General features: G+C 33.4%; 11 protein-coding genes. All 11 read left to right on the top strand.

Annotation, left to right across the window (positions count from 1 at the left end; genetic code table 11):
• Positions 1–686 (top strand): helix-turn-helix domain-containing protein (locus ADG03_RS09390; protein WP_065426858.1); only part of this gene is annotated, 686 nt, incomplete at its 5' end.
• Positions 687–1,327: 641 nt separating this feature from the next.
• Positions 1,328–2,461 carry a hypothetical protein gene (locus tag ADG03_RS09385; RefSeq protein WP_049473281.1) on the top strand — a complete coding sequence of 378 codons (1,134 nt, stop codon included), beginning with the start codon at positions 1,328–1,330 and terminating at the stop codon, positions 2,459–2,461.
• 14 nt (positions 2,462–2,475) lie between these two features.
• Positions 2,476–3,366, top strand: a complete 891-nt coding sequence (locus ADG03_RS09380; protein ID WP_049520983.1) for a C39 family peptidase — start codon at positions 2,476–2,478, stop codon at positions 3,364–3,366.
• 36 nt (positions 3,367–3,402) lie between these two features.
• The gene (locus tag ADG03_RS09375; RefSeq protein ID WP_049473202.1) at positions 3,403–4,533 is read left to right on the top strand and encodes a hypothetical protein; all 1,131 of its coding nucleotides are present in this window, start codon (positions 3,403–3,405) and stop codon (positions 4,531–4,533) included.
• A 164-nt stretch (positions 4,534–4,697) separates the two neighbouring features.
• Positions 4,698–4,991: a hypothetical protein gene (locus ADG03_RS09370; protein ID WP_049473201.1), complete on the top strand. Its 294-nt coding sequence runs from the start codon at positions 4,698–4,700 to the stop codon at positions 4,989–4,991.
• Between the two features lie 599 nt (positions 4,992–5,590).
• Positions 5,591–6,514: a hypothetical protein gene (locus ADG03_RS09365; protein WP_049473200.1), complete on the top strand. Its 924-nt coding sequence runs from the start codon at positions 5,591–5,593 to the stop codon at positions 6,512–6,514.
• A 285-nt stretch (positions 6,515–6,799) separates the two neighbouring features.
• Positions 6,800–8,731 (top strand): DnaB-like helicase C-terminal domain-containing protein, encoded by a 1,932-nt coding sequence (locus ADG03_RS09360; protein ID WP_049473199.1) that lies wholly within the window; start codon positions 6,800–6,802, stop codon positions 8,729–8,731.
• 96 nt (positions 8,732–8,827) lie between these two features.
• A complete protein-coding gene (locus ADG03_RS09355) occupies positions 8,828–9,076 on the top strand; it encodes a DUF3173 family protein (RefSeq protein ID WP_013903600.1) in 249 nt (82 codons plus the stop codon).
• Entirely contained in the window at positions 9,069–10,280 is a 1,212-nt protein-coding gene (locus tag ADG03_RS09350; RefSeq protein ID WP_049473198.1) for a tyrosine-type recombinase/integrase, read from the top strand. The genes ADG03_RS09355 and ADG03_RS09350 overlap by 8 nt, the downstream gene beginning before the upstream one ends.
• Before the next feature lie 214 nt (positions 10,281–10,494).
• Complete coding sequence (locus ADG03_RS09345) at positions 10,495–10,938, top strand: hypothetical protein (protein ID WP_049473197.1); 444 nt, start codon at positions 10,495–10,497, stop codon at positions 10,936–10,938.
• Between the two features lie 147 nt (positions 10,939–11,085).
• On the top strand, positions 11,086–11,195 hold a 110-nt coding region (locus ADG03_RS12050; protein WP_481556247.1), incomplete at its 3' end, for a lipoprotein.

The following is an 11,195-nucleotide window of genomic DNA, read 5'->3' as shown; positions in this document are numbered from 1 at the left end:
TCTATAAAAAAATACGGAAATCAAAACATATTAGTCAAGAGGAAGTTTGCCAGGATTACACTTCAAGAGCGCACTTGTCGCGTATTGAATCGAACCAAGTAGTGCCTAGTTTTGAGTTGATGGAGCATCTTCTAAAGCAAGTTGGCCTAGATTTCGAAGAATTTCGATATATATGTCATTCTTACCACCATTCCGATAGAGAAGAAATTATCTTATTGGCAGAAGATAACAATGCCTACCAATCAAATGATAAATTATTGGAACTGAAGAATAAGAGTGTAGCTTATTTAAGAAAACATCCTAATGATATTCCTGTGTCAAATATACTAAAGAGAGTAGAGGTCATTCTTTGTTTACGAGAATCTGGTCCAAATGAAAAGGTAAGAATAATGGCAACGGAAGCTTGGAACGAAATTAAAAATCAGGATGTCTGGTATCATAGTGACCTCAAATTAATTGTCGTTATTTTATTTACACTTCCACTAGAAACAGTGATTTCTATCTGTGATGAAGTGATAGATAGGCTCAATGATTACTCTGATTATACAGAGATTCTTCCCACCAAGTATAAATTACTCTCAAATTTAGCCAGTATTTTTCTGTGGAATGGTTTGATGGAGAAATGTACGAGGATCAGTTATCTATTGTTAGATACGGCAAAAAAAGTAAGCGATATGATTTTCTAGGAAATGCCAAAGTGACACTTGGAATTTGTTTAAGTGATAAAAAGCTAGTTGATGAAGGATTGCAACTACTCGAATTAACGGATGAACAAACACTATTGGAAGCATGTCAGTCAGATGTGAATCGTTTTTTCAAGGAATGAGTTTCTAAATGGATTTAGTCATAAAACGGTTTGAAGATATAATCGACATATTGTTGTATCCATGCTCAATGGTTATTGGGTAAGGGATGGCAACCTACACATTATCCCGTTAGATCAGCTAGTTAAGCAATATTTGAAAAAATGATCATTTAATTTAACAAATAATAATTTTGAATTGCACCTCAAATGTTAGAGTTCATCTAATATTTGAGGTGATTTTAATATGAAATACAATTATTTTCAATTATCAAATAAAGAGATTTCCGTTCATAAGACTTTGATAGCATAGTTTGAACCAATAAATACTGAGGAAAATATTTTGAGTTCATTTATCTAAGTATAAAATGTGTATATAAGAGACAATTTGACATTTGCTTTTTTATTTTGTGTATTATTATTCTAGAAAGAAAAAAATAGATTTCAATTTTAAAATCGTTCGTTATCTTTTTATTGTAGATAAATAGGTAATGAAGTAATGCTTAAGTCAGGAGGTATAGGCTGATGAAGAAAAAAGATCTTGTCAAACAAAAATTTTTAACTTTTATCATCCTTGGTATTATCATTCTCTTATCAGCCTGCACTCTTGTAGGACCACAAAAAAAATCTCCTTCCGGTAGTACCAATGTGTCTAGGAAAATAGGATTCGAGGAAAGAAAGGCAGAAGATTTATTAAAAAATTCTATTTCTATCCCTTATCCAGATGGGAAAATCTTTACACCTACCGCACTGTCAAATGATGGGATTGCTTATGGCGAGGCTGTTGACCAAGGACATGAAGATCAGAATTATCTTGCCAGTATGAATTTACATACCCAGGAATTTCAAAAGATAAAAGATGTTGAAAAGACATCTAATCTGACTCATGTAGCTGTCAGCTATGTTGATCATGATATTGTTATTTTTGAAGAGTATGATCAACTCAACCAGACAGGGATTTACTATCTTTGGAAGATAAAAGACAAATCTTTAACGACACTGATCAATAGGAGACCTATTGGAACAGTTCCAGTTACTCAAGTAGCTCGATCCAACCAGAAACTCTTTATAAATTATGAAGCAGGCGATAGCCTATATCAAATTGAAGAATTTGACCTTGAAACAGGGGCTCATCAGACGATTGAATCAGAAAATAGCGGTTTTCCGACTGTCTTTAAAGATCACTTGTATTATGTACAAATTGATAACACAGCTTTAACCACAAAAATTATAGCCTACTCCTTAAGTAATGGACAGAAAAAAGTTATAGATCAAACAAAGGATGATCAACGCTATTATGTCGATTTATTGACGAACGGGCACAATCTCCTTTACTTGGTTGCAAATAATAAAGATGCTTCGTTTACCTTCGAAAATAAAAACCATAAAAAGATATTTTCTACTTCACAGGCAGAAACCTCCATATATCGCAATATTTATCTCACATATATGGGAGAAAGAAGAAGTGAGGAGCGTGTTAAATCTCAATATTATTTGTGGGATTTAAAGCATCGGATTCATTATTTATATGATCATGGCCCCATTTTACTATCGGATAAAGGGATTCTATGGATTCAATTCAAAAAGAAGGATAGTGAGATTCCAAAAGGTGAAATCTATCGAAATGAATACTCCGTAATGCGCTATCAGGAATGGTAGAAAGGAGAAAAATCATGAGAAAAGTTCATTTATTTCTTGTATTTCTAGCTTTGCTTGGTTTATCTGGCTGTACAGAGACACAAAAAGAAAGCCAAACAAGTCCTTCCAGCTCTCGTAAGGTCACATCTGCTTCATCAACAACAGTTAGTGTAAAAACAAAGGAGCGTACAGAACCTAATCCTCCAATGCCAGCAGAAGTAGCAGAGCGATTAAAAATCAAGGAAGACGGCGCAGAAGTTGGAACTCAGCAAACTTTGCCATCTTCAAAACAGGAACAAGCTTCAATGCCAGAGAACACGCAACCTTCTCAATCGCTCAAGCAAGAATCATCTAGCAAAGAGAATCAAGTGATCCGAAAACTATTGCCTATTCCTCTAAAACTTCAAGAAGAATGGTATTTCTGTGCTCCGGCGACAGTCCAAATGATCCTGGCTAGTCGAGGGGTTAGCGTCTCTCAACATCAATTAGCTAAGGAAATGGGGACTTATAATCCCTATGGGACTCATAATCGAGATGCGATTCGCGTCTTGAATCAGAATCTATTTGGCTATCCAGAACCAAGTGGAAACCAAGCAGGTTATCGACTAGCTACTGTAACAGACGCTCGTCCAGGTTCTGAAGATGTCCGCCTCTTTAAAGAACGCGTGCGCAAAGATATTGATGATGGCTATCCTCTCTATTACACCTTTAATGTAGCTCAAATCTATCCTGGAAAACGTGGGGAACATAATGTGATTGGAGTAGGCTATGAATTAACAGCAGATAGTAAGGACATCGCAGCAATCTATTATCTAGACCCCGATACACATGTACAGGATCCAACCTATGGAGGCTTGAAGAAACTGACACCAGAGGAGTTATTAGCAGCCATGGTTACATGCGGTGAGAAAAATTATGCTTGGTGAGAAAGTGAGTCGTGAAATGGATAGGAGGGATAACCTATGAAACGCTCTTATCTTTTTGGGATTTTATTTCTATTCTTCCTTTTGCTTTCTTGTTCTAAGGTCCAAACACCAATGTTTCAAGTTGATCCAGAATCGAATCTTTACTTGGTCACCTCAAAAAGTATTCAATCATATACTAAGAAAGAGAATAAGCTCGAGTTACATCGAGTAGAAAAAATTGATGTAGCAATGTATGTTAATCTCTGGTTTTCGTGTTTAAACAGTGGTGATAAGATGATCGTAACGGAAGGTGATGATTTTGCACCAATAGATCATCAAAATATCATTTCAATTGATTTTTCCAAAGGCGAGATAAGGAAAAATCATACTAAGAATTATGCAATGATGGGATCAGGTATCTCTTCTAATTACTTTTATACTGCTCAAACAGATGCAAACTCAGGAATATTAACAGTCTTTTCTCTTAATGGAAAGCAAGTTTTTCAGAAAAAATTTAACCAAATGACAGCAATTTCGAGTCAGATTGTTGCAAATAATTCTAACGTATATGCTGAGATTGCTTATCAAGATCCAAAACGAAATCGTCCAGAAGGCGTGTTGGATTCAGATTTAATAGTACTAAATGAAAAAGAGCATTGGAAAGAAAAAGATAGAATTCGATTAACTTCAGATGGTAAAAAGGTTGAAATGTTAGAAGGCTTGGCAATTGTCAAAGATAGGGCATTCGTAAGTATCTCTGCAATTCGTGATACAGATACTTTTGAGAAGGTGGCAGGAAACCAATTGTTGTCAATCGATTTGCACACTGGAGAAAGGAAATTATTTACCTTACCCAATCCTTATCCTAATATGCTTTATCCAAGTCCAGATAATCATTACCTTGTCGTCAAGCACGAGGTAGAAGGAAAGAATATTTTATCTGTTCTTGATTTACAAAATGAAACTATAAAAGCCATTGTGTTGGATGACGATTCAGGTGAAACACCAAAAGAAATAAATTCTCTTACAATTTCAAATGAAAATATGTTGTATCTAACTACTGGTCGACATTTATTACAATATAGTCTCAAGGATGCTAAGTTGATTGAGAAACAGAAATTAAAATTGGGAAAAGATGATTTTCCAATCGGATTAAGAATCGTAGAAAAAGACTTAGGGTCAAATTAATAATAAAGGCTCATTGTCAACTGTAGTGGCTTGATAAAAAGTTACAATCTGGAGAGGACTAAATTGGTTCTCTCCTTCATATAAGAAGTAAGTTAGCATACGTTAGTCAGGATCCCTATGTATTTGAAGGGACACTGAGAGATAATTTAACTTTGGGAAATTCAATGATTGTAGATGATAGAGTAGAGATGTTTGCTCAATTAAAAGAAGAATTTATTGATATCATAATTATTGTTGCATTGTCAGAAGATGAATTAGAAAAAGTTCAGAAAGCTATTTTTAACGATAAGTTAGACAACTTACTTAAAAATATGTTTCAGAAGAAAAAGGAAAGTAGAAAGTACGCGAGAGATTTTATTGAAAAACATGTGGAATCTGTCATAAAAGATAGAGAAAGAATTACTGAGAAAGAAATATTGGAGGCGGTTGAGATAAGTAAAAATGTGTTTGTAGTATAATTAAATTCTGTTTAGCTACCAAAATGTGTTTGGTATCATTTTGGTAGCTAAACAGACAAAATGTTTTATTTTTTCACCGTGAACATAAATAGAATGTTAATTTATCAGCTTTCTTTTTCAGGTAAAATCAAATCTTGGAATTAGAAGAAAAATAGGCTTTGGATTGAAATAAATCATAAATAACTATACAAATTGTCTCTCCGTATAGGAATGATTTAGTGTTCTTCAGTTGAAACTATAATCCTAGGTATGAAATTAAAAAATTTTTTTAATTTGGTCATTAAAAATTTTTTCAAAAAAATTTTAATCCTATATGGAAGATCTTATAATGTGTATTATCATCCTTAAAATATCGCTATTTAGGCTATTTTAAAGGGCACTTTGTAAAGTGTCCTTTTTAAATTTTAGAAAAAATGGAGCAATTTTTGGTAGAAAAGGGTGACTTTTTTTGATTTTTCTTTTTTTTAGTTTTATCAAAAAATGGCAGACTATTAGTATGGAAAGAAAAATTTATTGAGTGCAAGAGAGTTGTAGCATCAGCTACAACTCTTTTTTTTGCTCTCAAACTCTTTTCAAATAAATATAAAAGAGGTTATATAATGCCTATAGATAAAAAAGAGAAAATCGAGAAGATTTTAAATGCACCGACTTTGAATTTGCTAACTTCTGTTAATTTGAAAACAGTTGACAAAGTAAGGGATCCGATCACTAATCGAACTTCTATTCATTTAGGGACTGGTACGATTCATATTGAAAACTTTGATGCTAACAAAGATTATTTCAAACTCCGAGTTTTGAAGATGTTGGATTTATTGATTTTTCTTGTCGGGAAGAAGAACCAATATAAACTAAGTGAAGAAGAGGCTGTTAATTGCGTGGTTGAATTTTCAATTAAACAGTATGCAGAACTGTTGGGGAAATCTAACCCAGCAAGCATTTCAACGAAGAAGAATGTACGTCGTATCATTGAAGAAGCATTAAGCTTGCTAAACGATCTTTCTATTAGTACTGCAGAAAAGAGAAAATCGGAAATTAAAGAATTCAAAGATATGAAACTGATTGAGGAATTCAAATGCAAAAAAGAAGTTTATACAGTTCAATTGACTGAAAAATTCGTTAGATATTTAATTACTTCTTATGTTACTAATTTCCCCATCAGACTTTTTAAAATTGATGAGCGTAGTAAAAATGTTTATTCTCTTGCAAAGAAACTAATCTACCATCAAAGTAACCATAATAATCGAAGAAAAAAGACTAATGAAGTCATATCAGTTGAAGTTCTATTGAATGTATGTCCTGAAATTCCTGCAATCGAAGAAGTTAGATTGAAAAAAGGTGGTTGGAATTCAAGAATTGAGGAGAGCCTTGATAATTCACTTACTAAACTAGTCAATGATAAAATCCTGATAAGTTGGGAATACTGTGATTCTAATAACAATCCTTTATCGGATAAACAGTTAGAAATGGAATCATTTTTTGAATTTAAAAATTTTAGAATTCGTTTTAAAGTTTTAGGGATTTAAATTTACTGATTTATCGATTTACTTCGATTAAATCAGGATTTATGGGGTATGTTGAATTAGAATTTGGGGTATGTTGAATTAGAATTTGGGGTATGTTGATTTTGTAAAAAAATTTTTCACCCTTGGTATAACTGATATTTTAGCATCTCTGATTTTCAATACTAATAATATTAATAAGCAGCATATGCCTTCAATTTTCGTATTGAAGGCAATGCTATAATTTTGCCTGTAAGAAAAAAAGTCCGGATTTTATTTTTTTACTGGAAACTACAAGAGGAGAAAAAAATGTTTGAAGAAGAAAAATCTTATTTGAAAGCATACATTGAACAAATCTCTGAATCAAGTCGTAAAGGTGGTAAAGGAGCATATATTTGCCCCCTCTGCCACAGTGGTGAAGGAAGAAACAGAACTGGTGCTTTTCATATTTACGCTGAAACCCAATGGAAGTGTTTCTCTTGCGATAGAGGTGGAGATATCTTTGATCTTATCGGCTATGTAGAAGGAATTGATAAATTTAAGGATCAATTGAAGCGTGTCAGAGAGTTGTTTAATCTATCAACTGAATGTGATGAATTCAAGGACCAGAGGACTGAATGTTTGAATTCCAATGTTATCTTTCCTTTAAAGGAAGAAGAGAAAAAAGATAATTATTTAAGCTTTTATAATGAGGCCACAAAGCATCTCTGTGAAACTGACTATTTTCTTAAACGAGGGTTGAGTTTTTCAACAGTCCACCGATTTAAAGTTGGCTACGTAAAAAAATGGAAACATCCTCATGTGACTAATCCTAATGTTCCTGAAACACCTCGGTTAATTATTCCTTTAAGTGAAAGTTGTTATTTTGCTCGTGATACAAGAGAAATTGTACCAGAATATCAATTGAACTATACTAAACAGAAAGTGGGAGGAAGCGATCTTTTTAATAAAAGTGAACTCTTCAAAAATTCAACGGATCCAATTTTTATTGTAGAAGGCGAAATAGATGCCATGAGCATCGTTGAAGTTGGTGGAAAGGCAGTAGGACTTGGGAGCATTGGAAATATAAATAAATTAATTAATCTTATTTCTGATCTAAAAGTTGATCGTACATTCATTCTCTCATTGGACCAAGATGAAAAGGGGAGAGAGGCTGAACTAAAATTAGCAGAGCAATTTAGAAGTAAGAAGATAAAATTTATTTCTTACAAATTAACTATTGATGATGTAAAAGATCCTAACGAAATGTTAGTGAAAAATAAAGGAGTATTTAACAAAATGGTGGAAAATGCAATCAATCAAACAAAAAGTGAAAAAGAACGGTATCTTGAATATTCAACAGCTAATCATCTTTCGAAGTTTTTTAATGGCATTACGAATGGTTCTAATAATACATGTATTAAAACAAATTTTGAAGGTCTAGATGATCTGTTAGAAGGTGGTCTTTACGAAGGCTTGTATTGTGTTGGTGCAATTTCCTCCCTTGGAAAGACAACATTTGTAACTCAGATTGCTGATCAAATTGCAGCACAGGGAACAGATGTTTTGATTTTTAGTATTGAAATGTCTAGGTGGGAAATAATTAGTAAAAGTATTAGTCGTCACACTGTTATCGAATCTATTGCCTCTAATAGTGATATCAGGAATGCAAAAACAGCACGAGGAATTACTGAGGGGAGTAGATATGCAGGTTACAGCACCCCAGAGATTGATTTGATTAAAAAAGCTAGAGAAAATTACGCTCAATACTGCAAAAATATTTACATTGTAGAAGGTACTGGACTTATTGGTGTGGGACTAATTCGGGAAACTGTTGAAAAGCATATCAAATATACTGGAAAAGTACCCGTGGTTATTATTGATTACTTACAAATTCTATATCCGGTGGATGTACGATTAACTGAAAAACAAAATACAGATAGATCGGTAATAGAATTGAAAAGGATCAGCCGAGACTTTAAAACACCAGTGATCGCTATCTCTTCTTTTAATAGAGAAAACTACAAATCTATTGTAAGTATGCAGTCTTTCAAGGAAAGTGGAGCCATCGAATACTCTAGTGATGTTTTAATTGGACTTCAACTTAAAGGTACTGGACGAGAACACTTTGATGTTAATGAAGCTAAATCGAGAAATCCACGAGAGATTGAGTTAGTGGTTTTAAAAAATCGTAATGGAAGAACTGGCATTAAGATGGAATTTGACTATTATGCGATGTACAATTATTTTAAAGAAAAGTAGTTTAAGGCTTTTGGTTAATGATCTAATTTGTTGAACTATTATAAGCCTTATCAAAAGATGGAAATCTCTGTAATTAAGAATTAGAAGGAAGAGATAATGCAAACAATAAATCATACAGAATTAATGAAATTAGGTTTTCCTGAACATACGGCACGGGATATTATAAGACAAGCAAAGTTAATTGCTGTTCGACAATTTGAAGAATCTAGAGCTTTATCGAATAATGTGGTAGAATTAAGTAAATCACCATTTGATAATTCTCGTCTTAATTTAGCTCCTACGTATATTGTAGAAGAATTACTCGGCTTTAAGTTGCTTTCTGAAAGAAAGGAACAAAATGAGTAAAAAATATAAATGCGTAAGTCGAAATAAGAAAGGAAAAATTTACTATGAAGTTGAATTCAGTGTAGATCCTTCTACGGGTGACCGAAAGAGGTTTAGGGTTAAATCTTATAAAGATCAATTTGGAATTGATTTTAAAACAGAAAAGCAAGCCTTTGACGAAGTCTGTAGGATAAGAACTGAATACAATGCTAAAATAGCTAGTGCCAGTGCAAATAGGCCACAATTAGATATTCCATTTTCAAAATTTATGGAAGATGTTTATTTGCCTTATTATAAGAAAACTGTTCAGTCCGTAACCTATCAAACTGCTTATCCTCAGTATAAGACTTTTATTGAGGTTTTTGCTGACAAGAAACTGTCTGAAATCAATATTCGGGAATGCGAGGATTTTAGATTATCTTTAATGGAAGACTACTCTCCAAACTACGCAAAAGGACTTTGGTGTAAACTGAAGAAGTGCTTAAATTATGCAGAACGCTTGGAATACATCGAGAATAATCCTTGTCGAAAGTTAGACAATCCTAAAGGAGAAAAACCGAAAACTGAATTTTGGACTGTAGAGGAACTTGATAAGGTTTTAAAAACTTTTGATCAGACAGTTTATGAAGAGAGGCAGTTTTATACGACTATCTGGCTCTATTTTATGACGGGGATGCGAGTCTCTGAGGGTCTTAGTTTAAAGTGGTCAGACATAGATCTTAAAAATAAGGTTATTCATATTCAGTCTACCCTCGAATATCAAGGGAATGGGAAATACGTTCGAAAAGAGCAGACAAAAACTAGGGCAGGAATGCGTTTCTTAGAAATAGATGACGAAACTGTTAAAGTGTTGAAAAATTGGAGAACTGTACAAGTGTATAATAGAGAAGATAATTTCGTATTAGCACGGTTTAACTCTCCCATGAACAAATCTACCTTAAGTCGAATGTTAAAAAGGCATGCACTAGTGGCAAAGGTTCCGGTTATTACTGGGAAAGGTCTACGTCATAGTCATGATTCATTTATGATAAACGTTCTAAAAAAAGATGTTTTGTATGTATCGGCCCGCTCAGGAAGAACAGACAAGGCTACAACACTAAACACCTATTCTCATTTCTATGATAGACAAGTTGTTACTGGTGGTGCTGAGATAACAGAGGCATTAGGAGAGCTGGGATTAATTGCAAATCCCGCCACAATCCCGCCAAGTAAAGAAACCAAGTAAAAAATAGCTGTGTGAGAACAACTAAAGCAACGACGCTTCAGTTACTCTTAAATAATAGAGTTTCCAATCAAAATGAAAACCGAGGTTTAGGCCTCGGTTTTTTTGTGCATTCTTTCTTTTATGATTTTTACAAGCCCTGTATCATCAAATATTTCATTGAGATACGACAAGATTGTTGTTATAATAGGGATATTCGATGAACTAAGGAGAAGGTATGAAAAATTATAAACAGATTCTTTTGGTTTTAGTTGCTGTTTTTGCAGCAGTCCTCTTGGTAGCCTGTGGTCCAAAAAGTGATAATGGGACTTATGTATTCGAACCCTCAACAGAAGAAGTGAGGGAGATGCTACCAAGTCAACTTGCTTATATCATTACAGATGATTATAAATTTAGGGTTTCGATTATCATTAAGGACAAAGAAGGCGTTATGAAGGTTCAAATAAAATCAAATGTTCAAAATACCAATCTACCCTATGATTTTAAGGTTGATCAAAAAACTAAAACAATTATATTGGAAAGTGAATATAGTAAGACTAAAATTACTTATCAAATTTCTGGTGGGGTATTAACAATTAAAGATGTAAGTGATTCTGGCATGAGTAATTCCGACACCAATATAAATTTCATAAAATACGCGAAATTTAAAAAGATCAAATAAAAGAAATGGTAGGTACGGGTCCTGCCTTTTTAATCGTTACATATTGGTTGATAAATATATTACAAGAGTATTACATTTGGAATATTTCATTGCCGTGTGCCTGAATTGTTGATATAATAGGGTGAATCTAACTAAAAAGGAGAAGTTATGAAAAACTTTAAACGTATTCTTTTAGCTTTCGTTGCAGTTTTTGCAGCCGTCCTCTTAGTGGCATGTGGTGCCAAAAGTGATAACGGGACTTATGTCTACAAACCATC

It is taken from the genome of Streptococcus parasanguinis (assembly GCF_001069785.1).
In the GTDB taxonomy this organism is placed as follows: Bacteria; Bacillota; Bacilli; order Lactobacillales; family Streptococcaceae; genus Streptococcus; species Streptococcus parasanguinis_T.
Note: the sequence above shows the minus strand (reverse complement) of the source record. Positions and strands in the feature narration are given on the sequence as shown.

Excerpts from the sequence above, each read along its gene's own strand:
- ADG03_RS09350 (WP_049473198.1), top strand. The coding sequence starts at position 9,069 with ATGAGTAAAAAATATAAATGCGTAAGTCGAAATAAGAAAGGAAAAATT.
- ADG03_RS09385 (WP_049473281.1), top strand. The coding sequence starts at position 1,328 with ATGAAGAAAAAAGATCTTGTCAAACAAAAATTTTTAACTTTTATCATC.
- ADG03_RS09360 (WP_049473199.1), top strand. The coding sequence starts at position 6,800 with ATGTTTGAAGAAGAAAAATCTTATTTGAAAGCATACATTGAACAAATC.
- ADG03_RS09345 (WP_049473197.1), top strand. The coding sequence starts at position 10,495 with ATGAAAAATTATAAACAGATTCTTTTGGTTTTAGTTGCTGTTTTTGCA.
- ADG03_RS09370 (WP_049473201.1), top strand. The coding sequence starts at position 4,698 with ATGATTGTAGATGATAGAGTAGAGATGTTTGCTCAATTAAAAGAAGAA.
- ADG03_RS09375 (WP_049473202.1), top strand. The coding sequence starts at position 3,403 with ATGAAACGCTCTTATCTTTTTGGGATTTTATTTCTATTCTTCCTTTTG.
- ADG03_RS09365 (WP_049473200.1), top strand. The coding sequence starts at position 5,591 with ATGCCTATAGATAAAAAAGAGAAAATCGAGAAGATTTTAAATGCACCG.
- ADG03_RS09380 (WP_049520983.1), top strand. The coding sequence starts at position 2,476 with ATGAGAAAAGTTCATTTATTTCTTGTATTTCTAGCTTTGCTTGGTTTA.
- ADG03_RS09355 (WP_013903600.1), top strand. The coding sequence starts at position 8,828 with ATGCAAACAATAAATCATACAGAATTAATGAAATTAGGTTTTCCTGAA.